We start from the raw sequence: 26,642 nt of genomic DNA, 5'->3' as shown, positions 1-26,642 counted from the left end.
CTCCAATGCAGGGCGGCCAGGGTGGGATACACTGGCACAGGACAAGAATTATTTTGGCATAGGACAAAATGAAAATCACCGGGCATAGCGCCGAGTCGATCTTCGACAGCATCCGCGATGGCATCGGCAAAGGCCGTCTGCCGGCCGGCAGCGTGCTGCCGCCGGTTCGCGATCTGGCCGATCAGCTGGGGGTCAATCGCAACACCGTGGCCGCCGCCTACAAGCGATTGGACGCGGCCGGCCTGGCCAGCACCGCAGGCCGGCGCGGCACGGTGGTGCGTGGCCTGCCGCCGATGCTGGCGCGCGAGGGCAGTACGCCGGGGTTGGCGCTGCAGGACCTGGCCGGTGGCAATCCGGATCCGCGCCTGTTGCCCAGCCTGCGCCTGGCCGCGGCGGCACCGCGGTTGTATGGCGTGGGCACGGTCGACCCGAGGTTGCAGGCGTTGGCACGCGCCTCGCTGGATGCGGATTGCCCCGAGAGGTACGCGCTGGAGCTGACCCATGGCGCGGTCGATGGCATCGAGCGCCTGTTGGCGGCATGGCTGCTGCCGGGCGATCGCATCGCGGTGGAGGATCCATGCTTCCTCGGTAGCCTCAATGTGCTCAATGCCGTCGGCCATGCGCCGTTGCCGGTGACGATGGATGCGCATGGCATGCAGGTCGAATCGCTGCGACAGGCGCTGGAGGCCGGTGCACGCGCGGTGCTGTTGACCCCACGGGCGCACAATCCGACCGGGGCCAGCCTGGATGCGAAGCGGGCACGGGCGTTGCGCCAGCTGCTGGCGGCCTATCCGCAGGTGGCGGTGCTGATCGATGACCACTACGCACTGCTCTCGCAGCAGGCCTACCACTCGGTACTGCCGCTGGATGGCCGGCGCTGGGCGCTGCTGCGTTCGCTGTCCAAGCCGCTCGGCCCCGACCTGCGCCTGGCCTGGCTGGCCTGTGATGACGAGACCGCGATGCGGTTGCGGTTGCGGTTGGCGTCCGGCATCGGTTGGGTCAGTCATCTGCTGCAGGATGCCGCCACTTCGGTGCTGGCATCGGCGCCGCAGCGGGCAAAGATCGCCTCGGCAGGCGAGCGGTACCAGCAGCGCCTGCAGTCGCTACAGGAACTGCTGCGCGTGCGTGGCGTGCCGACGCCGTTGCCGATGGAGGGATTGAACCTGTGGCTGCCGTTGCCGGCCGACAGCCATCCACAGGTACTGGCGCTGGCTGCGCGCGGATGGCATGTGCGTGCTGGCGAAGTGTTTGCGGTGGCTGCACCAGCGCATGGCCTGCGCATCACCTGCGCGGCGCTGGGGGCGGCGCAGCTGCGGCAGCTGGCCGATGACCTGGCGGCGGTGTGTGGGGTATAGCGCCCAGCCATGCTCGACGCTGGAAGCAGATCAGGGCGCGGCGTTGGCGTTGGGGCGCACGTAGTAGGACTGGCCACTGTCATCGACGAACATCAGCTCCGGCTTGCCCTGCCAGGACGTGAGCATGGCGCCGGTATTGTTCTGGTGCTTGACCATCAGGCTGGCGCCACGGTCCGGATTGGCGACGACCTTGAAGACTTCGGTGGTGCCAGTGGCATCGTCCAGAGTGAGCAGGGCTTCGCCCCCGCGGTCGCTGGTGCCATAACCGCCGCGCTCGGAACCGTCGGGGCCAAGCAGGATCAGGCCGGACAGCGCGGTTGCACGCGGTCCCTGGGTGCGGCCCCTGCTGAGGGGGTCCGGCACCGGCGCACCGAGGATCAGCCGTGGTTGGCCAGTGCCATCGTGGATGACCAGGCCGCGCGCTTCGATGATCCGCTCAGGCGATTGGCTGCGATGCAGGCTCCAGGCGGTCCAGCCGGAAACGAGCAGGGCAAGGGTCGAGACCACCAGGGTGGTCAGCAGCAGCACACGGGGCATCGGGTCGTCCTTCCTTGGATAGGCCGACGATAGCGGATGCCGGCGGGCAAAGGCCAGTTCGTTGTGTGACGATCTGTATCGTCAGTGGAAATCGCGGCTGTGGCTGCGCAGTCCCTGCAGCAGCTCATCCAGGCAGTGCATGCGCTGCACGATGACATGCTGCACGCCATCAACGCGCTCCAGGCGGCCATCGATCTGCATCAGCTGGGTGCCGACCAGCACCCGGTGCTGGCGGTCGGCCAGGTGGCGCCAGACCACGGCGTTGACCATGCCGGTCTCGTCTTCAAGGGTGAGGAAGGTAACGCCACTGGCGGTCTGCGGGCGCTGGCGCATGCGCACCAGTCCGGCGATGCGCACGCGGCGGCCGTGGCCGTGCCCGGCCAGCTGTGCGGCATCCAGGCAGCCGCGGCTGCGCAGCTGCGCGCGCAGGAACGAGATCGGGTGGCGGCCGAGGGTGGTGCCGGTGCTGCGGTAGTCGGCCTGCATGTCCTCCCAGGCGCTGGGCAGTGGCAGGGGCACGCGGGCTTCGGCAGTGGCACGGGCCTGGTCGAACAGCGGCAGCCGGTTCTCTACGCCCGAGATATCCCAGCGTGCACGATGGCGATGGCCACTGAGCCCGCGCAGTGCGCCGGCATCGGCCAGCAGGCCCTGCTGGCGGCGGTCCAGCGCGGTGCGCTGGCACAGGTCGCCGACGTCGTCGAACGGGCGCCGCGCGCGCTCGCGCATGATGGCCTGCACGGCATCTTCGTTGCAGCCGTCAATCAGACGCAGGCCCAGACGGATCGCCGCCGGCCCCCTGCTGAAGTCCAGCGTGCAGTCCCAGTCGCTGTGGCGTACGTCCACGGGAAGAACGGTAATGCCATGCCGCCGCGCGTCCTGCAGCAGCTGGTCAGGGCTGTAGAAACCCAGCGGCTGGCTGTTGATCAGGCTGGCAGTGAACGCGGCGGGATGATGGCACTTCAGCCAGCAGCTGGCATAGGTCAGCAGGGCGAAGCTGGCGGCATGACTTTCCGGGAAACCGTAATCGCCGAATCCCTTGATCTGCTCGAACAGGTGCTCGCCGTATTCGCGGCTGAAGTTGTTTCTCAGCATGCCGGCCAGCAGTTTCTCGCGATGTGGTTCCAGCCCACCGCGGCGCTTCCAGGCCGCCATCGAACGGCGCAGGGCATCGGCCTCGCCCGGGGTGTAGCCGGCCGCATCCACCGCCAGCTGCATCACCTGCTCCTGGAACAATGGCACGCCCAGCGTACGCGCGAACACGCGTTCCAGCTGCGGTGGGTAGAGCGGGTTGTCCGGGTCGTTCAACGCGTCCGGGCCTTGTTCGCGCAGGATCCGGCGCCGCTCCAGGTAGGGATGCACCATGTCGCCCTGGATCGGGCCGGGACGCACGATCGCCACTTCGATCACCAGATCGTAGAAGTTGCGTGGCTGCATGCGCGGCAGCATCGCCATCTGTGCGCGCGACTCGATCTGGAACACGCCGATGGTGTCGGCGGCGCTGATCATGTCGTAGGTGGGGGTGTCTTCGTCGGGGATCGCATCCATGCGCCCGCTGTGCAGGTCATGCTGTTTCAGCATCGCCAGGCATTTGCGGATGGCCGTGAGCATGCCCAATGCCAGGCAGTCGACCTTCATCAGGCCGGTGGCATCCAGGTCATCCTTGTCCCACTGGATGACGGTGCGGTCGGCCATCGCCGCGTTCTCCACCGGTACCAGGGTCGACAGTGGATGCTCGGAAATCACGAAACCGCCCGGGTGCTGCGACAGGTGGCGCGGAAAATCGATCAGCTCTGCGGTGAGTGCCAGCAGGCGCCGCATCAACGGCGTGTCCGGATCGAAGCCACGCTCGCGCAGGGTTTCCGGCAGCGGGATGTTGCCGCCCCAGTGGTCCATCGCCGCGCCCAGTTCGTTGACCTGGTCCATCGGCAGGCCCAGCGCGCGGGCCACGTCGCGGATCGCGCTGCGGCCACGGTAGCTGATCGCCACCGCGGTCAGTGCGGCGCGCTCGCGGCCGTAGCGTTTGAACACGTACTGCAGCACCTCCTCGCGCCGCTCGTGCTCGAAGTCGATGTCGATATCCGGTGGTTCGTCGCGCTCGGCGGAGATGAAGCGCTCGAACAGCAGGTTGCTGCGTGCCGGGTCGATCTCGGTCACGCCCAGCACGAAGCACACCGCTGAGTTGGCCGCTGAGCCACGGCCCTGGCAGAGGATGTCCTGGCTGCGCGCAAAGCGCACGATGTCCTGCACGGTGAGGAAGTAGGAGGCGTAGTTCTTCTGCTTGATCAGCGCCAGTTCGTGCTCGATCTGCGTGCGTTGCTTCGCTTCGATGCCGCCTTTCCAGCGCCACTGGATGCCGCGCTCGACCAGCACGCGCAGCCAGCTGTCCGGATCGTGTCCTTCGGGCACCAGCTCGCGCGGATAGGTGTACTGCAGCTGTTCCAGGGTGAAGTGGCAGCGCTCGGCGATGCGCAGGGTTTCAGCCAGCAGTTCGGGCGGATACAGCTGGGCCAGCGCGGTACGCGGGCGCAGGTGGCGCTCGCCATTGGGAAACAGGCGCCAGCCGGCCTCGGCCACGCTGCAGCGGTGGCGGATCGCGGTCAGCGTATCCTGCAGGGCGCGGCGGCGTCGCACGTGCATGTGCACGTCGCCACTGGCGACCAGGGGCAGGCGGTGGCGTTCGCCGAAGGCCTGCAGCTGCTGCAGGCGGCGTGCGTCATCGTGTTCGCGGTGCAGTTCCACCGCCAGCCACAGCCGATCATTGAAGCCGGTGCGCAGCAGTTCCAGGTCGGTAGCGGCCGGTTGCCGGTCCAGCCATAGACAGAGCAGGCCGTTGGGCAGGCCGAGCAGGTCCTCGCGCAGGCAGAGGTACTCGCCCTTGGCAGCCCGCCGCCGGCAGGTCGTGATCAACTGGCAGAGCCCGGCATAGGCGGCCTGGTCGGTGCACAGCAGGGCCAGCTTCGGCCCGTCCTCGACCTGGAATTCGGCACCGACGATCAGCGCCACGCCATGCGCCTTCGCCGCTTGCCAGGCACGCACGATGCCGGCCAGCGAGCATTCGTCGGTGATCGCCAACGCGCGGTAGCCCTGGCCAGCGGCGCGCGCGAACAACTCTTCGGCGATCGAAGCACCGCGCTGGAAACTGAAGGCCGACAGGCAGTGCAGTTCGGCGTAGCCGGGCAGTTCGCTGCGCATGGCGGCTCAGCCGAACCAGCCGTGCAGCATCCACGGCGCATGCGGATCGTTGCGCGCGCGGAAGGCCCAGCCGCGCTGGCCATGCGCGGTTTCCACCACGTAGTAGTCGCGGCGCGCGTCAGCCTGGTCCCACCAGCCCGATTCGATCCGCTCCGGCCCGGCGATGATGCGCAGGCGCGGGTCACGCAGCGGCTGTGGGGTGTCCAGCAGCCAACCGGGGCGCAGTGGCCAGTATGCCGGCGGCCTGGCCGCTGGCTGGATGCCGCTGGCGCGTTCGGGGCGATGGTCGGCCTGCACCGCCAGCGGCTGCACGGCGTCATCGCCCAGCCGCGCGCGCAGGCGCTCGCGCAGCTGGTTCCAGGGCATCGCCTGTGCCGGCCGGGTGTCGAACAGGTCACGCGCGGCCGGCACGAACGGTGGCAGCTGTTCGGCCTGCAGGCGCAGTGCGCGGCTGCCGGCGGGCAGGGCGAACGCTTCCATGCGGTTGCGCGCGATCTCGAACAGCAACGCGGGATCGCGTTCGGGCGCCAACAGGCCGATGGTCAGCACGCTGGCCGGCAACAGGTCATGCTCGAAATGCAGGTCGAAGCGCTGCACGCCGCCATCGCGCGAACACAGGAAGGCAGCCAGGTCCAGCAGCAGGCGGCGCAGCGGGAACAGCAGGGCCTGGCTGGATTCGATCTCGTATTCGAATTCGATGCGCGCATCGAAACGGTCCGGTGGCTGGTAGTAGCGCAATGGCGCGGTGGGCAGCCCGCGCAATGCATCCAGCTGCTGCAGGACCTCGGGGGCGAAGCGCCGGGCCAGGCTGTCGCGCGGCAGCTTGAGCACCGCGCCCAACGTGCGCAGGCCGGAACGGCCAAGCACCGTCACCGCCTCGCTGGGCAGGCCGCAGCGCGCCAGGGGCAGCTGCGCCAGCGCCGCCGGCAGCTGCTGCGCATCAAGGCCGAGCCCATCGTGGACGTTGGCCAGCACGCGCGCGGCATGTGGGGTAGGCGCGGCCACCAGGCGGTGGCGGAAGCCGAGTTCGTGCAGTTCGTTGCGCAGGCGCTGCTGGATCGTCAGCCAGTCACCGAACAGGGCGCGGCTGGCACCGATTTCCAGCACCAGCGCATGCGGAAAATCGAGGCTGACCTGCGAGCTGTAGGCATAGGCCCAGCTGGCCAGCAGCTGCCGGGTGTGCTGTTCGGCATTGGGGTCGTAGTCGTGCAGGTGCATGTCCTGCACCAGTACCTGTGCAGCCGACAGCAGCATGCCCGGGCGCAGCCCTGCTGCACGTGCCGACGGGCTGACCGCGCGCAGCACGCGTCGCTGCGCCGGCCCCTGCAGCAGCACCAAGGGCCGCTGCGGTTCGGGCTGCAGGCGCAGCACGCTGTCCAGCGCCAACTGCGGCAACAACAGGCAGGCCCAGTGCATGGCGCGTCCTCAGTGGGCGATGGCCAGCGGCAACGGTTGTGCCGGCGGCAGGCCGCCACGGCACTTCAGCACCCGCACCTGGCCGTGGTCGAGCTGCAGGCGCAGGCTGGCCGGGGAGGGATTGCGCGCGGCCTGCGCCTCGCGGAACACGAAGCCCAGGCACTGGCCGCTGTCGGCGGCCACCTGCAGGCGGCGCAGGGCGCGGTCGTCGGCTTGATGCGGCCAGCACAGTACCGCCGCGCAGGCCGCAGAGCGCAGGCACTGTTCGGCGGCCCACAGTGCCTGCTTCGGCGCGGCCTGGATGATCTGCAACTGGCCCAGGTCCAGCCCGGCGGCGGCCCAGGCCGGGGCATGCGGACGGTAGGGCGGAGCGACCAGGACGATCGGGCGGTCGCGCTGGCTCAGCCTGGCCAGTGCCGGCCATACCAGCGCCAGTTCGCCAACGCCGGGCGCCGCCTGCAGTACCTCGCACAGTCCGCTGGCCGGCCAGCCGCCGCCGGGCAGGCGTGCATCCAGTGCCGGGTGGCCGCTGGCCAGATGGTCGCTGGCTGGGCCCTGGCGGGCCGGGCCGCGCCACAGCTGGCGCCCGTCCAGCAGCCGGTCGAGGGCGACGACGGCACCCATCAGTCAGCCCTCCAAGGGAGGCGCCGGGTGGGCTGGAAGCGGCAGGAACGGGCGGAAACGGCGGGCATGGCGCGAGTATCGACGAGCCGGTATCAGGGGCTGAGACCAGACATGCTACTCGCGTTGTAAGTAGAATTACTAATGAAATCGGAGGGCCGGGTTTCAGGTTGCTGAAGGGGTAAAGCATCCACGCATGGCGTGGATCTACTGGAGAGCCACGGCAAATCCATGCCGCAGCCTGGTAGATCCACGCCATGCGTGGATAGCGGTAAAGCGCGGTGCCGACCAAGGTCGGCACCCACAGGATGCGGTTACGGGTGGACCGGCAACGCCACCGGGCGCAGCGGCGCGGCATCGCCGCCACGGATCTTCAGCGGGCCGCCGATGAAGGCGAATTCGTAGACCTTGTCGCGGGCCAGTTCGTCCAGCGCCACCAGCTCGATGATCGGCGCACCCTGCTGAGCCAGCAGGTAGGTGTGCAGCGGCACGTAATCGTCGGACACCTCCGAGGGGAAGGTCTCGAAGCTGAGGTTGTCGGCACCGACGATCATCGCGCCGCTGTCTTCCACCAGGAAGCGTGCCGCGTCCAGGCCCATGCCCGGCGGGTTGGCCATGTAGGCCCTGGGCTGCTCGAACAGGCGCATCCGGCCGGTGCGGATCAGCACCACGTCACCCTGCTGCAGTTTCACCTTCTGGCGTGCCAGCGCATCCTTCAGGTCCTGGCGAGTGACGCGGTAGCTGTCCGGCAGCATGTCCACGCCCTTGGCGCCGGCCACGTCGATCAGCACGCCACGCGCGATCAGCGGCGGGAATTTCTCGATGCCGGTGACATTCCAGCCGCGGTCGCCGAGGTGCTTGTCGGCCTCGAAGCCGTTCCAGATCTTCCCGTGGATGCCGAAGTGGTTCAGCGCATCGATGTGGGTGCCGGTGTGGCTGTACATCGAGAACGCGGTGCCGGTGTAGCTGCGGGTGAGGTTCATGGCCTCGCCCACGCCCATCGGATCGTCCATCACTGTGCCGCGCGGGGTGTGGGTCATCCAGAACTGGTAGTGCGGGTCGCCGGCATCCTGCCAGCTGGGCATGCCGACGTAGTATTCGGTGGCCAGGTCATAGGCCTTGCCGCCGCTGACCCGCGACAGGATCGCCGCACGCGAGGCTTCGGTGATCAGGTTGAGGCGGCCGATCTCGTCCTTCGGCCCCCACGGGCTGGTGCCGACCTGCTGGCCGGAGGGAACGCGTTCGTGCGCGGACACGGTGGTGGACGCGGCGGTGGCGGCCAGCAGCAGGGCCAGCGCGGTGGACAGGGTACGTGGGGTCATGGGGAAATCTCCTTGCAGGGTGGGGGAGGGGGCGGCTCAGGCCGCGACCAGGGGCGCCAGGGCCTGGCGCAGGTGTGGGAGCGGCAGGGTCTGCAGGCGCAGGCCGTTGCCGCCGATCACGGTGGGGATGGAGCGGATGCCGAGCGCGGCAGCTTCGGCGCGATCGGCCTGCACGCGCTGGCGCACCGCGTCGCTGCGCATGTGGTCAGCGAAGGCGCCACGTGGATGGCCCAGCGATTCGGCAATATCCAGCAGCACTTCGGCATCGCCGATGTTGCGGTGCTGGTGCAGGTGCGCCCATTGCACCGCGTCGAACATCGCGCCATGGGCATCATTGCCACCGATCAGCCCTGCGGTCTGGCAGGCCAGTGCGCCGAGCCAGCCGGACGGATACTCGAAGTCCTGTGCGCGCATGCCTTCGATATCGATGCGCGCGATGTCTTCATGCGCGGCGCAGTCGGTCCAGTGGCGCAGGATGATCGCCTTGGCGTGCGCCATCGAGCCAAACACCTCGACCATCTGCGCGCGCGAGTCCTGCAGCACGAAGCTGCGGTGGCGCACCTGGATGCCGAGTTCGGCGGAGACCTGCTGCAGGCGCGGGGCCAGCACGAAGCACCAGCCGCAGACCACGTCGTGGAAGAAATCGACCACCGGCGCTGCGGTGGCGGGGGAAGGAACGGGAGACATCTGCCTGCCATCGGTGAGAGGAGAGGCGGCAGAGTAGGCAGCGAGGCGTGGCCGAAACAGCACGCTGCGGGCAGCTCAGTTTTCGCTGGCGGTTACGAATCCAGGCCGGCGCAGCCGGGCAGCTCGGCGTGCAGGAAGTCGATGAAGGCACGCACCTTGGGCTGCAGGTGGCGCGAGGTGGGGTAGACCGCATGCACGAAGCGCGGCGGATAGCGATGGTCGGGCAGCACCTGCTGCAGTTCGCCACGGGCCAGCGCTGGTGCCGCCAGGAACGAGGGCAGGGCGCCGATGCCCATGCCGGCCACCAGCAGGTCACGCAGCAGCAGGCTGTTGTTGACGGTCACGCGTGCCGGCAGGGTGATCGTCACCTGGCCATCCGGGCCGAGCAGCGGCCAACTGCCCGGTGAGTCGGACAGGCTGTAGGCCAGCACGCTATGGGCCTGCAGATCCCCTACTGCCTGCGGTGCCGGATGCTGCCGCAGGTAGGACGGCGCCGCGCACAGCACCTGCTGCAGCGAGGCCAGCCGGCGTGCCACCAAGCGTGAATCATCCAGCTCGGCACGCAGTCGTAGCGACACATCGAAACCTTCGCCGACCGCGTCGAGCAGGCGATCTTCCATCACCAGATCCAGCGACAGCTGCGGATGCTGCTGCAGGAAGCGCGGCAGCAGCGGCGACAGCGTGCTCAGCGCGAACGACTGCGGCACATTGACGCGCAGGCGCCCGGTCACCTCGCCACGCTGCTCGGCGATGCCACGTTCCAATGCGTCCAGTTCGTCGAGCAGGCGGCAGCATTCACGGTAATAGGCGTGGCCGGTCTCGGTCAGGCTCATGCGCCGCGTGGTCCGCTGCAGCAGTACCACGCCCAGATGCGCTTCCAGCGTGCGCAGCTGTTTGCTGAGCCCGGCGGGCGACATGCCCAGGTCTTCGGCGGCACGAGCGAGCCCGCCGCGTTCGACGATGCGGCGGAAGGCGCGCATCAGGTTGAAGGAGTCCATGCCGGTCCCGCGCGCGATGAGAGCGTCATTGTAGATCCACGCCATGCGTGGATGTGGGAAGCGTGGTGCCCGCAGGGTTGCGCCGTTTGTTCAAGCCAGCAACCCACACGCCACGCCAGCATGCAGGCCCCTCACTTCCCGGGTTGCCCATGAAGCACTGGATGCTCCGCCTGTATGCCCCGCTGTTCCTGCTTGGATTCGTCGCCACTGCCGTCGTCTGGGTGGGCCACTGCCATGGCGATCCGTTGTGGCTGCTGACCCTGCTGGCGATCGCCATTGCGGTTTCGTTCGTCGCCGAGCGCGCCTGGCCGTATGACCCTGCGTTCAACCGTGACCACGGCGACCGTGTGCGTGACGCCCTGCACGCGCTGGTCAACGAAGGCCTGAACTTGTTGTCGATCGCGGCGGTGCCGCTGCTGGCGGCGATCATTCCGTGGCAGTTGTGGCCGCTGCAGTGGCCGTTCGCACTGCAGCTACTGGTGGCGATCATCGCTGCCGATCTCGGCATCACCCTGGTGCACTACGCCAGCCATCGCATCGGCTGGCTATGGCGCCTGCATGCCGTGCATCACAGCGTGACCCGCATGTATGGCTTCAACGGGCTGATGAAACACCCACTGCACCAGGCGGCCGAAGCGGTGGGCGGCGTGCTGCCGCTGCTGCTGTTGGGCCTGCCGATGCCGGTGGCGGCGGTGCTGGCGTTTGCCATCGCCATCCAGCTGCTGCTGCAGCACTCCAACGTGGACATGCGCCCGGGTGTGCTGGGCCGGGTGATGGCGTGGGCACCGCTGCATCGCTTCCATCACATACGTTACGGCACCGCCGGTGACGTCAACTTCGGCCTGTTCCTGACCGTCTGGGATCACCTGCTGGGGACCGCCTTCGATGCGCCGGGCTATCGACTGCAGCAACGCGACCTCGGCATCGGCAGCCAACCTGACTATCCACGCGATTACGCGGGGCAGCTGCTGGCGCCGTTTCGTGAACTGCCGCATGGCGAGGTGCCGGAGCTGCCCGAAGGCCTGCGCAGGCGTGGGTGATCGGCCGTGTCAGGTCGCGCGCAACTGCAGGCCCTGCAGCTGTGCGGCACCGATGCCGAACATGCGGCGCAGGCTGCGCGAGAGATGGGCCAGGTCGGCGAAGCCGGCGGCATGCGCGCTGGCGGTCAGACTGTGCCCCTGCAGGTGGTGCGCGAGCGCGGTACGCAAACGCTGCCACAGCACCCAGCCGCGCAGGGTCACCGCCAGGTCGGACTGGAAACGCCGGTGCAGCTGGCTGGTCGACAGGTGCGCGGCTCCGGCGATGTCGGCAGCCGGCACCGGGCCAGGCAGGTAGTGGCTGATGCGGGCCATCGCCGCCTCTACCCGCCGGTCCAGTGGCTGCGCGCGGCTCAGCCGTGGCAGCCAGCGGTGCAGCCCGGCCGCAGTGCCGGGCAGCGAGTGCAGGTGCTGCTGGATCTGTTCGAGGTCGGCATGCGCCGGCTCAAGGAACACCGTGCAGCCCGCGTCCGGTGCCGACAGGATCGCGTGCGGCCGGAACGACGGCACCCACAGCCGTTGGCCCTGCTGGCGCACACCGTCGATCTCGACGTGCCAGGGAGTGGCTTCGCTCAACAGCAGCTGATGGGCATAGTGCGCGTGTACATCGCTGTCACCGGCACGCCCCTGCAACACGGCCACGTGAGCATCCAGCAGCAGCGTGCCATTCCAGGGCAGGGCGGGGGAGGGCATGGAGGGATTGTAGATCCACACCATGCGTGGATGAATCTCCATCGAAATCGAGTAATTCGACGATTGATCGAAGAGCATCCACGCATGGCGTGGATCTACTGCAGATTGCGACGAACTGTCGAAGGCGGGGTGGGTCCGGTTGCGGGGGCGTGAGCGCCATGGATGGCGCGACCGAGCCTCCAGGGACGGATTCACGGCGTCCCCCGCAACCGGACCCACCCCGCCATCCCACAGGAAGCCCGCTTTTGCTTCGGCTGTTGCTTCTGAGGTTGCCGGCCAGCGGCCGGCACTACCGCGGGGGCCGGGCGCAGCCTGGCCGTTCGCCCCCTCACCGCCCCTGCGGATCCGGCCGGTGATGCACGTACTCGACCACCGTGCCATCGGGATGCACCGCATTGAACGCCGCCCCGGTCGGGACCACCTGCAACGGGAAGATGATCTCGGCGCCGGCGGCAACCAGTTTGTCGTGATAAGGCCGAACGTCATCGACCAGCAGTGTCCCCGTGGTCGAGGTGAACGGCGCCAGCGCCGCCTCGCTGCCCTCGATCAACAGGAACGCACCGACCATGGCCAGGCGCAGCCCGGCCTCCGGAAACGGAAAGCCCGCATCGGCCACCACGCCCTGCAGCTGCTCGTAGAAGGACACGCTGCGTTCCAGCTCACCGGGGGCCACGAACACCCGGATCAGCACGCGCGGTGCGCGCTGGCTGGAGGTATCGCAGCGGTCGCGCCAGAGATGGTCGAAGTCGCGGTGGACGGTCATGGGCTCGGTTCGTGGCCAGGGACCTTCATTATCGGCAGCCCCGCACGGCGCGCTGATGACCGCCGGTGATGGCCTGATAACTGCAGGCTGGGATCGCCCCTGTGACTTAGGTCCTGTTGACAGGTGTGAACGCCCTCGCACAATCTTCACAGGATTGGGTCGCCCTGCGCGGCCCGGGCAGGCAGGTTGTCACGCCGGGAGGAGGGTCCCGCGCGCAGACCGGCCCGTCCTTCGGCCTGCGGGAGGTTGCCTGGCAACCCCTGCGCGGCATGAACGCTGCACCCTTCGGCGGCACTTTCCCTGGACCGATTGCCTTGGCAACGGAATTACGCCCGTCGATGAAAACGTTTACAAAGCAGCTTGTACTGTCCCTGGCCCTGTCCGCTGCACTGGCCGCTCCGGCCTGGGCCGACCCTGCCGCGTTCACCGTGCTGACCCTGGAACAGGCCCCGACCGCCGAGGCGATGCCGGCCCTGGCCGCCCAGCTGAAGACCCTGCAGGTGGACGCGGTGAGCGTGCGCCAGGTGCAGCGCGGCATCGGCCAGGTCGATCCGCTGCAGGTGCTGGCCGACGGACTGGGTTACGAATACCGCTTCATTGCTGCGGGCAGGGATGATGGCCAGACCCAGCGCGGCCAGGCCGTACTGACCCGGCTGCCGATCGCCGCTGAATCCGGCCCGGACCAGCCGGGCCTGAACTACCTGCGCCTGGACGATGGCCGCCACACCGTGGCGGTCTATACCGATGCCGGTGCGGGTGCCACGCAGCTGCCAGCGCTGGTCACCCGTTCGCGGCTGGGTGCACCGGCGGTGCTGCTCGGCGCGGTGGCCGGTGAATCGGCCAAGGCCGCCGGCTTCGATCCGGCGCGTGTGGCGCTGGAAGCCGATGCCAGCTATTTCAGCGATGGTTTCCAGGCCGCCAGCAGCGCGCCGTTCAAGGTGGAAGGCAGCGCCTTGCGCGCCACCCTGCTGACACTGGCCTATGCCGCCGACACGCATGGCGACAGGCCGTGGATGGACACCACCCTCAACGCCGATGCGCGCGCCGCGCTGCTGCTGAAGGCGATGACCGAGGATGAGAAGTTCCAGATGCTGCACAGCTACTTCGGGCTGGGCAAGGATGGTGGCCCACTGCCGGAAGGCGCGGTCGGTTCGGCCGGTTTCGTGCCGGGCGTGGCGCGGCTGGGCATTCCGTCGCAGCAGTCGGCCGATGCCGGCGTCGGCGTGACCAATCCGGGCGGCATCCGCCCGGGTGATTTCGCCACGGCGATGCCATCGGGCCCATCCACCGCGTCCAGCTGGAACCGCGAAGTGGCTTTCGCCGGTGGCGCGACCATGGGCCGCGAGGCGTGGCAGCAGCGTTTCAACATCCTGTTGTCGGGCAGCGTCAACCTGCAGCGCGACCCGCGCAACGGCCGCAATTTTGAATACGCCGGTGAAGATCCGCTGCTGGCCGGTTCGATGGTCGGCGCGCTGATCCAGGGCGTGCAGAGCCAGCACGTGATCTCCTCGATGAAGCACTTCGCGCTGAACGACATGGAGACCCGGCGCAACTTCCACGACGTGCGCATCGGCGAACAGGCCATGCACGAGTCGGACCTGCTGGCGTTCGAGATTGCGCTGGAGGCTGGCCGCCCGGGCGTGGCGATGTGCTCGTACAACAAGATCAACGGCACCTACGGCTGCGAGAACGGCTACCTGATGAACCAGGTGCTGAAACAGGAATGGAAGTTCCCCGGTTTCGTGATGTCCGACTGGGGCGGCGTGCACAGTGGTTCGAAGGCGGCGTTGGCCGGCCTGGACCAGCAGTCGGCCGGTGAAGTGTTCGACGCAGCGGTGTTCTTCGACGAACCGCTGCGTCTGGCCGTGCATGGCGGCGTGGTGCCGCAGGCGCGCCTGAATGACATGGTCACGCGCATCCTGCGCACGATGTTCCTGCACGGCAACTTCGACAACCCGCCGCAGCACCAGAAGGTGGATGCCGAGGCCGGCTTCGCCGTGGCCCAGCGCACGGTGGAAGAGGGCAGCGTGCTGCTGCGCAATGAAGGCAACCTGCTGCCGCTGGCCGACAGCGTGAAGCGCATCGTCATCATCGGTGGCCACGCCGACAAGGGCGTGATCGGTGGCGGTGGTTCGTCGATGGTGGGCGTGACCGCCAAGGGCACCAACGCGGTGCCGGGCGTGCTGCCGACCACCTGGCCGGGCCCGGTGATCTTCCACCCGTCCTCGCCGCTGGAATCGCTGCGTGCGGCGCGCCCTGACGCAACCATCGAGTATGTGGACGGGACCAATGCCGCCGCTGCGGCCAGGGCCGCCGCGCAGGCCGATGTGGCCATTGTGTTTGCCACGCAGTGGGCCGCCGAATCGGTGGACCTGCCGGACATGCAGCTGCCGGACAACCAGGACGCACTGATCTCGGCGGTGGCCGCGGCAAACCCGAAGACCGTGCTGGTGCTGGAAACCAACGGCCCGGTGCGCACCCCTTGGCTGGCGCAGGTGCCAGCGATGCTGCAGGCCTGGTACCCGGGCATCCGCGGCGGCGAAGGCATCGCCGCGCTGCTGACCGGTCAGGTCAATCCGTCGGGCCGCCTGCCGGTGACCTGGGTGACGGACGAATCGCAGCTGCCGCGCCCGCATATCGATGGCCTCGGCTTCAAGCCGGCCAAGCCGTTCGGTGATGTGTTCGATTTCGATATCGAAGGCGCCAACGTCGGCTACAAGTGGATGGCGGTCAAGGGCCTGACCCCGACCTTCGCCTTTGGTCATGGCCTGTCCTACACCTCGTTCGCCTATGACAACCTGAAGGTGAGCGTGGAAGGCTCGCGCCTGGTCGCCAGCGTCGATATCCGCAATACTGGCAAGCGCGCCGGCGCCGATGTGGCCCAGCTGTACCTGAAGCTGCCGGCAGGCAGCACCACGCCGATCCGCCTGATCGGCTACGACAAGGTGAACCTGCAGCCGGGCGAACAGCGCCGCATCCGCATCGAAGCCGAGCCGAAGACCCTGGCCCACTACGATGCACAGGCGCGCCAGTGGAAGATCGACGGTGGCACCTACCAGGTGCAGCTGGCGCGCAATGCCGCCGAGCCGCTGCAGACCGTGGACGTGCAGCTGGTGGAGCAGGTGCTGCGCTGATGCCTGACACACGGCCCGCACAGGGCCGTGTCTGAAAAAGGGGACGGAGGGGATTAAGTCGTTTATGCATAAACGACTTAATCCCCTCCGTCCCGTGCGGGGTGTCAGCCGCATGGATGCGGCTGCCAAGCTTACAGGGACGTACTTGCAGCGTCCCCGCACTCCGACACCGCCGCGCCATCCCACGGAAAGCCTGCTTTTGCTGTTGAGGTTGCCGGCCAGCGGCCGGCACTACCGCGGGTGCAGGGCTGCAAGCCCTGCCGAGCAACCCCCTAATCGTGACCGCTGTCGTCCAAGCTGATGATGCCGCGCCGCAGCGCCTGGGTTACCGCATGCGTGCGATCACCCACGCCGAGCTTGTCCATCAGGCTCTTCATGTGCGCCTTCACCGTCTGCTCGGAAATCTGCATGCGCTCGCCGATGCGCTTGTTCGACAGCCCTCCGGCCACGTGCCGCAGTACCTCGGTCTCGCGCGGCGACAAGCGATCTTCCACTACATGCGCGGCGATGCTGGCCGCCACGGCCGGGGGAATCGGTGCGCGCCGGCCGCCGGCGACCATGCGGATGGTGTCGACCAGTTCATGGCGCAGCATGTCCTTCAGCAGGTACGCGCTGGCGCCGGCCTGCAGCGCCCGCACCGCACGTACGTCACCACGGTAGGTGGTCAGCACGATGATGCGCGCGCGCGGATCCATCGCGCGGATCCGCACGATGGCTTCCACACCATCCAGGCGTGGCATCTGCAGGTCCATCAGTACCACGTCTGGCTGCAGCTGCTGATAGCGCGCGATGGCTTCCTCGCCATCGGCGGCCTCGCCGAGCAGGCGCAGGTCGGAATGGGCGCCCAGCAGCGCAGCCAGGCCGTCACGCAGCAACGGGTGATCATCGACCACCAGTACGCCGATCGGGGTAGGGGATTCAGTCATGGCTCGTTCTGCTCCAGGGCCAGCGCCAACGCGATGGGCGGCGGTGATACAGGCGACGGGCGGGAACCGCCAGCGCGACCTCGGTGCCCAGCCCGGGGCGGGTCCACAGCTGCAGTTCCGCGCCGAGGCGCTGGGCGCGCTCACGCATGCCCTGCAGGCCCCAATGGCCATGGCCGGCGTTCTCGTCGGCAATGCCGGCGCCGTCGTCGCGCACGTGCAGCAGGAAGCAACGCGTGCCATAGGACAGTTCCACTTCAATGGCACTGGCATTGGCATGGCGCAACGCATTGCGGATGGCCTCGCGCCCGATCAGGAACACCTCTTCGGCCGCGTCGGCCTGCAGCGGTGGCGTCGCGCCTTCCACGGTCAGGCGCAGGGGGTTGATGCCATGCCCGGCGTATTCGGCGTGCACGTCGGCCAGCGCCGAAGCGAGGTCGCGGCCCGCAAACGGCGCCTCGCGCAGCGCATTGACCCGCTCGCGACCCTCGGCCAGGTTGCGCTCGGCCAGCTGCATCGCTGACTCAAGCTGGCTGCGCACCGGCTCTGGTGTCTGCGCTGACTGGCTGATCGCGTGCAGGCGCAGGATCAGGCCCTGGCTACCCTGCAGCAGGGTGTCGTGCAGGTCGCGCGCGATGCGTTCGCGCTCGCCGTTGCGTTCCTGCAGTCGGGCGCGGAACAGTGCGGCCAGCTGCCCGCTGCGGATGCGTACCGCCAGCACCAGCAGTGCAAGCACGGCGGCGGTGCACAGCAGCTTGAACCACACGGTCTGCATGAAGGTGGGAGCGATGCGGAAGCTGCGGCTGGCCGGTGCGGTGCTCCAGATGCCGTCCTCGTTGGCGGCTTCCACCTCGAACCGGTAGCTGCCGGGCGCGAGGTTGGTGTAATACGCACGTGTGCTGCTGCCAGCGTCCTGCCAACCATCATCCACGCCCGACAGGCGGTAGCGGTATCGGTTGCGCTCCGGACGTGCCAACGACAGCGCCACGTAATCGATCTGCAGCTGGCTGGTGCCGGCCGGGAGACGCAGGCCATCGCGTAGCGGCGCGTGCTCGCTGCCATACAGCACCTCGCCGATACGCACGCTGGGAGCCATCGTATTGACGTGCGAGCGGGTGGTGTCCAGCCAGGCCAGGCCCTGGTTGGTGGCCAGCCACAGCAGGCCGTCGTCGGCCAGGGCGGCGGTGGAGATCGGTCCGCTCTGCAGGGCGATGCCGGGCATGCCGTCGATGGCATCGAACAGGCGTGGCGTCACTGGCAGACCGGTGCGCAGGGCACGGCGCAGCAACCCGCTTTCCATCCGTACCAGGCCACGGCTGCCGTTTAGCCACAGGTGCCCATTGGCATCGGCGACCATGCCGGTGATGCCCTCCAGGACACCGGCCATGTCGGTGTGCACCGGAACGAACCGGCCGTTGCCCAGCCGTGCCGCCAGCCCCGCTTCGCCGGCGACCAGCAGAAGGTCCCGGTGGTGCAGCATCGCGGTGATCGGCCCTACCGACAGGCCGTTCCCGGCGTCGAAGGTCTCGGTGCCATTCGCACCCAGGCGGCGCAGGCGGCCATCGGCATAGCCGAGCAGCAGCTGGCCATCGGCATCCAGCGCCAGCGATGAGCAGGCCTGCTCTGGCAGGCGGATTTCACGTTGCCACTGGTCATGCTGGTAGTGCAGCACCCCGCGTTCTCCGGCGCAGACCCAGGCCTGTCCGTCATCGGGGAACAACAGGGCATGCAGCGGCTGCCCGGTGAACGGCGCCGGCAGCGGGATCAATGTGGTGTGGCCGGCGACCGTGCGCGCGAGGTTGACCCAGTCGAACTGCCAGATCGGCGTGGGTGCCTGCCGAGCGGCGGCCTGCAGCTGCGTGGCGCTGCCATCGAGCAGGGGGCGCCGCAGGTCGTAGGGCTTGAGGTCTTCGCCATAGCCATACACGCGCCCATCGCTGGCCCGTACCAGCGAGCGGTAGGGATCGCTCGGGCCGACCACCAGGGCGTGCACGCTGCGTGCGCGGAAGCGGTTGAGGCCGAGATTGGTGCCGACCCAGAGATTGCCTTCGCGATCGACGATGATCGGCACTGCCGATGTGGCAGTCAGTCCTTGCGGCGAATCGAAGCGTTCCATTCGCACGGCCCGGGTGCCGTCGAAGGTGATGCGGGCGACGCCGCCGTGCGGGCTCATCGTGGCCCACAGCGCGCCATCGGCAGTGAACTGCAGGCGCGCAGCAACCAGTTCCGGCAACCGCCGCGCCTCACGTTCGCTGTCTGCCAGCAGACCCTGCGCGTTGGCCAGCGGCGAGGTGCCGCGCACCCGGTCGGCCAGCCACACTTCACCCTGCGGGCTTTCGGCCAGCGTCGCCATCTGCGAGACCGCGATGCCGGTGTCCTCGAACGCGGTCTGGCCCGCCGCACGCATCCAGATCTTCAGGTCGGCCAGCACCCAGAACCTGCCCCGGCTGTCGTGCAGCACCCACTGCACACGGCGCTCTGGCAGGCCGGCAGCGGCCGGCAGTGGCTGCCAGCGATGTCCGTCAAAGCGGCGCAGCCCGCCATTGATCGCCGCCCAGAGCTGCCCCTGGCGATCCTGGCTGAAGCGTGGGACCACGCCGACCGGCACCCCCTGCTCGCGGCCGTAGCTGCGCAGCTGCCCATGCGTGAACTGGCTGATGCCGGCCTGGAAGTAGCCGATCCACAGCGCACCGCCGGCGGCATGCGCCAGCGTGACCATGTTGGTGGACGGGAACTGGCTGCCGGCGGGCGCCGCCTGCCGTTCGAAGCGACGGCCATCGAAGCGGTACAGGCCCGAGCCGGTAGCCAGCCACAACAGGCCCTCACGGTCCTGGGCAATGTCCCAGATATCGCCCGGCGCGCCCTGGCCGACACGCCAGGCGGTGTGTTCGTAATCGGGCAGCCCGCCGCTCACCGGCGGGCGCTGCACGGCAAAGGCGGGCAGGGAGGTCAACAGCAGCAGGCACGTCAGCAGCGTCGGCAGGCGACGCACGGACGGGAAGGGGCGGCCACGCATGGCGCGCATTCTGGCAGGTGTGGGGCAGTCCGGGGTGACCCGAACGGGGTAGGCGGCGTGCGCCGGCGTCGGCTATCACGCCGGCATGCCCTCCGGAGCCCCGCCATGCAGCGCCTGTTCGTGATGTTCCCTGACCGCGGTCCGGGCATCGGCCTGCTGTGGTTGCGGTTGTGCCTGTCCGCTGCGCTGTTCACGCCCGGCATGCAGGCGGGCGGGTGGTCGGCGTTGTGCCTGCTGGCAGTGCTGATGCTCGTGCTGGGTGCGTTGACGCCGCTGGCGGCGCTGATGGCGGCCGTGGGCATGTTCGCGCAGCAGGAGCCGTGGCCGCAGGCGGTGCTGCCATTGGCGCTGTTGATGCTGGGCCCTGGCGCCTATTCATTGGATGCGCGGTTGTTCGGGCGCCGCCTGCTCGGCCGTCGGCCTCCCCCATTCGGGTAGGTGCTGGCCTCGACCGACGGGGGTAGGGCATCACGCAGGGGTCACGCACCATGGGGCACCCCTTCGCGGCGTCCCGCATGGCCACCCTCTTCCCGCCTGATCCGCCCGCCGCTTCACTGGCACCGCAACAGGCCGCCGCGTTGCAGCGCGCCCTGCGCTATGTCGATGAGCATCTGTCGCAGCCGCTGCGGGTGACCGAGCTGGCGGCGGCCGCCTGCGTCAGCCGCTTCCATCTGGTACGCCTGTTCCGCGCCGGTACCGGCGCCAGCCCGCTGCGCTATGTCCGCCGCCGTCGCATCGAGCGCGCGCGCGAGCTGCTGCCGGGCGCGCAGCTGCCGATGGCCTGCCTGGCCCAGCAGCTGGGCTTCTTCGACCAGAGCCATTTCGTCCGCAGCTTCCGCGCGGAGACCGGCTGCAGCCCCGGCCAGTACGTTGCCGGCGATGCCGCCCTGTTGCATCCCCTTGATCGTGTTTCCAACGGAGTCCACCCATGAGCCTTGCCACCGCCACTCCCGCCCCGGCGCTGCTGTCGCCGACCGACCACGCCCTGGTGCTGATCGACTTCCAGTCGCAGATGGCGTTCGCCACCCACACCATCGACATCTCCGCGCTGCGCAACAACGTGTCGCTGATCGGCAAGGGCGCCAAGGGCTTCAATGTACCGGTCGTGCTGACCACAGTCGCCGAAGCATCGTTCTCCGGCCCGATGTTCCCGGAACTGCCGCAGATCTTCCCTGGCCAGACGGTGTTCGATCGCACCTCGATGAACACCTGGGAAGACCAGCCTGTGATCGATGAGATCAACCGCATCGGCAAGCGCCGTCTGGTCATCGCCGGCCTGTGGACCAGCGTCTGCATCGTCGGCCCGGCACTGTCGGCGCTGGCGCAGGGCTTTGAGGTGTATGTGATCACCGATGCCTGTGGCGATGTCAGCGAGGAAGCGCACGAGCGTGCGATCACCCGTATGGTGCAGGCCGGCGCGGTGCCGATGACCAGCGTGCAGTACCTGCTCGAACTGCAGCGCGACTGGGCACGGGGTGAAACCTACGACCTGACCACCGGCATTGCGCGCGACCACGCCGGCGGCTACGGCATCGGCATCCAGTACGCCAAGCGGATGTTCGGTGCGCAGGAAGGCGGGCACTGAGCATGGTTGCCGGCCATGGCCTCGACCTGGCCCTGCTGATGCTGCGCGTGGCGGCAGGAGGCTTCCTGCTGCCGCACGCGCTGGGCAAGCTGTTCGGCTGGTTCGGGGGGCCGGGGCTTTCCGGCTTCGCCACCGAGCTGCGCGGTTTCGGGCTGCCGGCAGTGGCACCGTTGCCATTGCTGTTGGCCTTGCTGCAGGTGTTGTCCGGGCTGGCCGTGCTGCTGGGGTGGCAGACTCGCATCGCTGCGCTTGCAGCGGCTGCCTTCATCGGCTTCACCGTGCTGTTGGCCCTGCCCAAGGGCTGGTTCTGGATGCGCGGCGGCAGTGAGTACCCGTTGATGTGGACCACGGTGCTGCTGGCCCTCGCGCTGGCCGGCCCCGGCGCCTGGGCGCTGGACGGCCAACGCTTTCCGGGAGAATTCGCATGAGTCACGATCCCCTCGATCACGGCCGCCGCAACGTGGTGCTGGCCAGCGGCGCCGCTGTTGCGCTCGGCCTGGCAGGTCGCGCCGGTGCCGCAATCGATTCCACTTCCAAGGAGCGTCGCATGAGCACGCTGGTCATCCGCAATGCCCGCATTACCACCCTCGACCCGCAGCAGCCGCATGCGCAGGCGCTGGCTGTACAGGAAGGCCGCATCGTCGCCGTCGGCAGCGACGAGGAGATCATGCGCGGCTGGGGCAATGAAGCGACCTTGATCGACGCCCAGGGCCGGCGCCTGCTGCCCGGCCTCAACGACAGCCACACCCACCTGATCCGTGGTGGCCTGAACTACAACCTGGAGCTGCGCTGGGACGGCCTGCGTTCGCTGGGCGATGCCCTGGACACGCTGAAGGTCCAGGTAGACCGTACTCCCGCGCCGCAGTGGGTCCGCGTGGTCGGTGGCTTTACCGCCGCGCAGTTCAACGAGAAGCGCCTGCCGACGCTGCAGGAGCTCAACGACATCGCACCGGATACGCCGGTGTTCCTGCTGCACCTGTATGACCGCGCACTGCTCAACCGCGCCGCGCTGCGCGCCTGCGGCTACAGCAAGGACACACCGGATCCGCCGGGTGGCCAGATCGTGCGCGATTCGCTGGGCAACCCGACCGGGCTGCTGCTGGCCAAGCCCAACGCGCTGATCCTCTACGCCACGCTGGCCAAGGGCCCGCGCCTGCCGATCGAATACCAGGCCAACTCGACGCGCCACTTCATGCGCGAACTGAACCGGCTTGGCATCACCTCGGTGATCGACGCCGGCGGTGGCTTCCAGAACTACCCCGAGGACTACCAGGTCATCGAGCAGCTGCATCGCGATGACCAGCTGACGGTGCGCATCGCCTACAACCTGTTCACCCAGAACAAGGGCAGGGAAGTGGATGACTTCCGTGGCTGGAGCGAGATCCTGCAGCCGCGCCAGGGCGATGACCTGCTGCGCCACAACGGCGCGGGCGAGATGCTGGTGTTCTCCGCCGCCGACTTCGAACTGTTCAACGAGCCGCGCCCGGAACTGCCGCCGGAGCTGGAGCCCGAACTGCACGACGTGGTGAAGCTGCTGGTCGAGAAGCGCTGGCCGTTCCGCATCCACGCCACCTACGACGAGAGCATCACCCGCATCCTGGATGTATACGAACAGGTCAACCGCGAGGTGCCATTCGATGGCCTGCACTGGTTCATCGACCACGCCGAGACCATCACTCCGCGCAATATCGAGCGCATCCGCGCGCTGGGTGGGGGTATCGCCGTGCAGCACCGCATGGCCTACCAGGGCGAAGCCTTCGTCGAGCGCTACGGCGTGCAGGCGGCACGGCACACGCCGCCGGTCAAGCGCATGTTGGCCGAGGGCGTGCCGGTGGGCGCAGGCACCGACGCCACCCGCGTGGCCAGCTACAACCCGTGGGTGGCGTTGTCCTGGCTGGTGACCGGGCGCACCGTGGGCGGGTTGGCCCTGTATGGCGAGGAAAACCTGCTCGAACGCGAGCAGGCGCTGCGCCTGTGGACCCAGGGCAGCGCCTGGTTCTCCGGCGACGAAGCAGTGAAGGGGACATTGAAGGTTGGTCAGCTGGCCGACTTCATCCTGCTCTCGGCCGATTTCTTCCGCGTCGACGACGCGCAGATCGCTGACATCACCAGCATGCTGACCGTGGTCGGCGGGCGCATCGTGCACGCCGACGGCGATTATGCTGGGCTGGCGCCGCAGCTGCCGCCGGCGATGCCGGACTGGTCGCCGGTCAACCGGTTCGGTGGTTACCACGTTGGTGGTGCCGCCACCGGATTGGCCGCTGCCCATCGCCACCATCACGGTGTGGCCTGCAGTACGCATGGTGCTCACGGTCATGCCGCGCATCACCCGGCGCCGACCGATGACCTGGCCGGGTTCTGGGGCGCGATGGGATGCTCGTGCTTCGCGTTCTGAGCCTGGCGCTGCTGTCCGTGCCCTCGCTGGCGCTGGCCTGCGAGGGCGGCCGCTGCAGCGACGCGGGCAACGGCGAGCTGCAGCTGGACGCATCGCTGCGCCTGCGTGGCCTGCACTACGACCCGACCCGGTTCGGTATCGGCGGCAGCGAAGATGGCTATGGCCTGCTGCGCGCACTGGCTTCGGCCACCTATGTGGAGGACACCTGGCAGGCAAAACTGCAGCTGGGCGTGCATGCCGAGAATGGCAAGGCAGGCGGCCCGGGCCGCACCGACCGTGGTGCCTTGGACGTGCAGCAGGCGTACTGGCGCTGGCAGCGCGGTGGCTTCCATGTGCAGCTCGGCCGGCAGGAAGCCGGCTATGGCAGCTCGCGGCTGTTGTCGGTACGCGATGGGCCGAACATCCGCCTGGCCTTCGATGGTGCGCGCCTGGGCTGGAAGGGGCGGCTCGGCACGCTTGACCTGATGGCCCTGCGGCCGGTCGAGAACCGGCCGGGTGCCTTTGATGATCGCAGCGAACACGGTGCGCACCTGTGGGGTGCCTATGCCACCGCGGCACGCGGGCAGGGCGTGGGACAGTGGGATCTGTACCTGCTGGACTATCGTCGCGACGGTGCGCGCTTTGCGGCGGGCTCGGGAACCGAGCGCCGGCAGACACTCGGTGCGCGCTGGTTCGGCCAGTCAGGTCCGCTGGACTGGAACAGTGAGCTGGTGGCGCAGGGCGGTGAACTGCGTGCCGCCACCGGCCCACTCGACGTCCGTGCCTGGACGCTGGCGACCGACACGGGCTGGCGCTGGAGGGAGCGGCCACTGCAACCGCGGCTGGGGCTGAAGGCCGACATCGCCAGTGGCGATGGCAACCTGCACGACCGGCGACTGGGCACCTTCAATGCACTGTTCCCGAAATCGGCCTACTTCAGCGAGGCCAGCCTGCTGGCCCCGGCCAATCTGATGGACCTGCAGCCGACCCTGGCCCTGCGCCTGCACGACGCGGTGACGACGGAACTGGGCGTACAGATGGCCTGGAAGCATCGTCGTGCCGATGCGGTCTACACCACGCCGGCGCCGCTGGTGGCGTTGCCGGGCAGCGCCGGTGGCGCGCGCCGCATCGGCACCCAGTACAAATCCGAAACCCGCTGGCAGGCCAGCGAACACTGGCAATGGCAGCTGCAGCTGGCCTGGGTCGACGCCGGTCCTGCACTGAAGCAGGCTGGAGGCCAGGACACGCTGTTCGCCTCGATCGTTGGAGCATGGCAATGGTGAACGCAACCGCGTCGCAACCCCCCGTACAGGACGCAGGTGCCTGGTCCCCGCTGAAGATCCAGATGTTCCGTTCGATCTGGCTGGCAATCCTGGCCAGCAACATCGGCACCTGGGTCAATGATGTGGCCGCCGCCTGGGTGATGGCCGAGCGCACCGGTTCGCCGCTGATGGTGGCCCTGGTGCAGTCGGCCACCACGGTGCCGATCGTGCTGCTGGCGCTCGCTGCCGGCACCCTGGCCGACATTGTCGATCGTCGGAAGTACCTGTTGGCGACCCAGGGCTGGATGCTGCTGGTGGCCGCAGCGATGGCTGCGTTGACCGCGATGGACCTGCTGACCCCGCAGTTGCTGGTGCTGCTGACCTTCTGCATGGGCTGCGGTGCGGCGATGGCAATGCCCGCGCAGGCCGCCATCGTCTCCGAACTGGTGCCACAGCCGATGCTGGCCTCGGCGGTGGCGCTGAACTCGATCGGCATCAATATCGCCCGTTCGATCGGCCCGGCCATCGGCGGCGTGATCGTCGCCCAGCTGGGTGCGGTCTGGGCGTTCGGCTTCAATGCCATCACCTTCGCCGCAATGCTGTTCGTGGTGTGGGGCTGGAAGCGCGACCCAAAGCGGTCGAGCTTGCCGCCGGAAGGCTTCGGTGCCGGATTGAAAGCGGGCCTGCGCTACGCGAGCCGTGCCGGACGGCTGCAGGCGGTGCTGATCAAGTCGGTCGGCTTCTTCTTCTTCGCCGCGGCAATGAACGCGCTGTTGCCGGTGGTAGTGCGTGGGCAGATGCAGGGTGGGGCGGGGCAGTACGGCATGCTGCTGGGCTGCATCGGCATCGGCGCAGTGGGTGGTGCGTTGCTGCTGCCGAAGCTGCGCGCACGGATGGATCGCGATCTGCTGGTGCTGCTGGCGACGTTGTCGCTGGCCCTGAGCCTGGTCGGGCTGGCGCTGACCCGCAGCTGGTACGTGCTTCCGGCGGTGATGCTGGTCAATGGTTTTGCGTGGATCACCGTGCTGTCGTCGCTGCAGATCGCTGCGCAGACTGCGGTTCCGGCATGGGTACGTGCGCGTGCGCTGGCGCTGTACATCATGGTGTTCTCTGCCGGCATGGCCGCCGGCGGCCTGAGCTGGGGCGCGCTCGCTCAGCGCACCTCGCCCGAACTGGCATTGCTGGTGGCAGCGGCCGGTGCGGTGATCGGTGGGTTGCTGGTGTGGCGCGTGCGCATCGCCGGCACCGAAGACCTGAACCTGCGCCCGGCCGGGCACTGGCCGGCACCCGAGCTGTCGGTGCCGGTGTCGAACGATCGAGGCCCGGTGCTGGTCACCATCGAGTACCGCATCGATGATGCTGATCGTGCCACGTTCCAGGCGCAGATGCGCGCGCTGGGCACGATCCGCCGCCGCGATGGCGCCGTGGTCTGGGGCGTGGTCGAGGACGTGGCCAGCCCGGGCATCCACCTGGAGTATTTCGTGACCCCGTCGTGGCTGGAGCACCTGCGCCAGCATGAGCGCATCACCGCCGACGACAAGGCGATCCAGGAAGTGCTGCGGGAACTGCATCGCGGTGAGCGCGCACCGGTGGTACGCCACTTCGTGGGTGGCCATGATCCGCTGCCGAAGACCGGGGTACCACACCATCACAGCGATATCTGACACAAAAAGGGGACGGAGGGGATTAAGTCGTTTGTGCACAAACGACTTAATCCCCTCCGTCCC

Annotated in this window: 21 protein-coding genes; 10 read left to right on the top strand and 11 right to left on the bottom strand. The window is 68.4% G+C overall.

Annotated features, from left to right (window positions below; translation table 11 throughout):
• Positions 1-68: 68 nt before the first annotated feature.
• A complete protein-coding gene (gene ptsJ / locus PEM_RS10185; protein WP_005417090.1) occupies positions 69-1,355 on the top strand; it encodes a transcriptional regulator PtsJ in 1,287 nt (428 codons plus the stop codon).
• A 30-nt stretch (positions 1,356-1,385) separates the two neighbouring features.
• On the opposite strand, the gene PEM_RS10180 is transcribed toward ptsJ, so the two are convergent.
• The 7 genes from PEM_RS10180 to PEM_RS10150 form a co-directional block, all read right to left on the bottom strand.
• Entirely contained in the window at positions 1,386-1,892 is a 507-nt protein-coding gene (locus PEM_RS10180; protein WP_005417089.1) for a hypothetical protein, read from the bottom strand.
• Between the two features lie 81 nt (positions 1,893-1,973).
• On the bottom strand, positions 1,974-5,084 hold the full coding sequence (locus tag PEM_RS10175) for an error-prone DNA polymerase (protein WP_111128825.1): 3,111 nt from the start codon (positions 5,082-5,084) through the stop codon (positions 1,974-1,976).
• 6 nt (positions 5,085-5,090) lie between these two features.
• Positions 5,091-6,500, bottom strand: a complete 1,410-nt coding sequence (locus PEM_RS10170; RefSeq protein WP_069138256.1) for a DNA polymerase Y family protein — start codon at positions 6,498-6,500, stop codon at positions 5,091-5,093.
• A gap of 9 nt (positions 6,501-6,509) precedes the next feature.
• Complete coding sequence (imuA, locus tag PEM_RS10165; protein ID WP_111128823.1) at positions 6,510-7,124, bottom strand: translesion DNA synthesis-associated protein ImuA; 615 nt, start codon at positions 7,122-7,124, stop codon at positions 6,510-6,512.
• 311 nt (positions 7,125-7,435) lie between these two features.
• A complete protein-coding gene (locus PEM_RS10160) occupies positions 7,436-8,443 on the bottom strand; it encodes a cyclase family protein (RefSeq protein WP_111128822.1) in 1,008 nt (335 codons plus the stop codon).
• 36 nt (positions 8,444-8,479) lie between these two features.
• Complete coding sequence (locus tag PEM_RS10155; protein WP_111128820.1) at positions 8,480-9,130, bottom strand: DsbA family protein; 651 nt, start codon at positions 9,128-9,130, stop codon at positions 8,480-8,482.
• A 92-nt stretch (positions 9,131-9,222) separates the two neighbouring features.
• Positions 9,223-10,173 (bottom strand): LysR family transcriptional regulator, encoded by a 951-nt coding sequence (locus PEM_RS10150; RefSeq protein ID WP_181453493.1) that lies wholly within the window; start codon positions 10,171-10,173, stop codon positions 9,223-9,225.
• Positions 10,174-10,289: 116 nt separating this feature from the next.
• On the opposite strand from PEM_RS10150, the gene PEM_RS10145 reads away from it, so the two are divergent.
• Positions 10,290-11,168, top strand: a complete 879-nt coding sequence (locus tag PEM_RS10145) for a sterol desaturase family protein (protein ID WP_005417061.1) — start codon at positions 10,290-10,292, stop codon at positions 11,166-11,168.
• A 9-nt stretch (positions 11,169-11,177) separates the two neighbouring features.
• On the opposite strand, the gene PEM_RS10140 is transcribed toward PEM_RS10145, so the two are convergent.
• Both PEM_RS10140 and PEM_RS10135 read right to left on the bottom strand, forming a co-directional pair.
• Positions 11,178-11,882, bottom strand: a complete 705-nt coding sequence (locus tag PEM_RS10140) for a helix-turn-helix domain-containing protein (RefSeq protein ID WP_111128818.1) — start codon at positions 11,880-11,882, stop codon at positions 11,178-11,180.
• 304 nt (positions 11,883-12,186) lie between these two features.
• Complete coding sequence (locus PEM_RS10135) at positions 12,187-12,621, bottom strand: lactoylglutathione lyase (protein ID WP_005417059.1); 435 nt, start codon at positions 12,619-12,621, stop codon at positions 12,187-12,189.
• Positions 12,622-12,959: 338 nt separating this feature from the next.
• Between PEM_RS10135 and PEM_RS10130 the strand changes: the two genes are divergently transcribed.
• Positions 12,960-15,755, top strand: a complete 2,796-nt coding sequence (locus tag PEM_RS10130) for a glycoside hydrolase family 3 C-terminal domain-containing protein (protein ID WP_005417057.1) — start codon at positions 12,960-12,962, stop codon at positions 15,753-15,755.
• Between the two features lie 272 nt (positions 15,756-16,027).
• Here PEM_RS10130 and PEM_RS10125 read toward each other — a convergent pair whose 3' ends face one another.
• Both PEM_RS10125 and PEM_RS10120 read right to left on the bottom strand, forming a co-directional pair.
• On the bottom strand, positions 16,028-16,681 hold the full coding sequence (locus PEM_RS10125; RefSeq protein ID WP_005417012.1) for a response regulator transcription factor: 654 nt from the start codon (positions 16,679-16,681) through the stop codon (positions 16,028-16,030).
• On the bottom strand, positions 16,674-19,703 hold the full coding sequence (locus PEM_RS10120) for a sensor histidine kinase (protein WP_095377131.1): 3,030 nt from the start codon (positions 19,701-19,703) through the stop codon (positions 16,674-16,676). Before PEM_RS10120 ends, PEM_RS10125 begins: the two co-directional genes overlap by 8 nt.
• A 96-nt stretch (positions 19,704-19,799) precedes the next feature.
• Here PEM_RS10120 and PEM_RS10115 point away from each other — a divergent pair, with 96 nt between their 5' ends.
• From PEM_RS10115 to PEM_RS10085, 7 genes are all read left to right on the top strand, one after another.
• The gene (locus PEM_RS10115) at positions 19,800-20,132 is read left to right on the top strand and encodes a hypothetical protein (RefSeq protein WP_111128284.1); all 333 of its coding nucleotides are present in this window, start codon (positions 19,800-19,802) and stop codon (positions 20,130-20,132) included.
• Between the two features lie 50 nt (positions 20,133-20,182).
• Entirely contained in the window at positions 20,183-20,626 is a 444-nt protein-coding gene (locus tag PEM_RS10110; RefSeq protein WP_072167487.1) for an AraC family transcriptional regulator, read from the top strand.
• Entirely contained in the window at positions 20,623-21,279 is a 657-nt protein-coding gene (locus tag PEM_RS10105) for a hydrolase (RefSeq protein WP_005417006.1), read from the top strand. The genes PEM_RS10110 and PEM_RS10105 overlap by 4 nt, the downstream gene beginning before the upstream one ends.
• Before the next feature lie 2 nt (positions 21,280-21,281).
• Entirely contained in the window at positions 21,282-21,707 is a 426-nt protein-coding gene (locus PEM_RS10100; protein WP_005417004.1) for a DoxX family protein, read from the top strand.
• A 119-nt stretch (positions 21,708-21,826) separates the two neighbouring features.
• The gene (locus tag PEM_RS10095; RefSeq protein ID WP_181453487.1) at positions 21,827-23,674 is read left to right on the top strand and encodes an amidohydrolase; all 1,848 of its coding nucleotides are present in this window, start codon (positions 21,827-21,829) and stop codon (positions 23,672-23,674) included.
• Entirely contained in the window at positions 23,653-24,936 is a 1,284-nt protein-coding gene (locus PEM_RS10090) for an alginate export family protein (protein ID WP_111128281.1), read from the top strand. The genes PEM_RS10095 and PEM_RS10090 overlap by 22 nt, the downstream gene beginning before the upstream one ends.
• Complete coding sequence (locus PEM_RS10085; RefSeq protein ID WP_111128279.1) at positions 24,930-26,579, top strand: MFS transporter; 1,650 nt, start codon at positions 24,930-24,932, stop codon at positions 26,577-26,579. The genes PEM_RS10090 and PEM_RS10085 overlap by 7 nt, the downstream gene beginning before the upstream one ends.
• Positions 26,580-26,642: the final 63 nt, after the last annotated feature.

The organism is Stenotrophomonas sp. Pemsol (assembly GCF_003586545.1).
GTDB classification, from domain to species: Bacteria; Pseudomonadota; Gammaproteobacteria; order Xanthomonadales; family Xanthomonadaceae; genus Stenotrophomonas; species Stenotrophomonas sepilia.
This window is presented reverse-complemented; position numbering and strand designations above follow the sequence as displayed.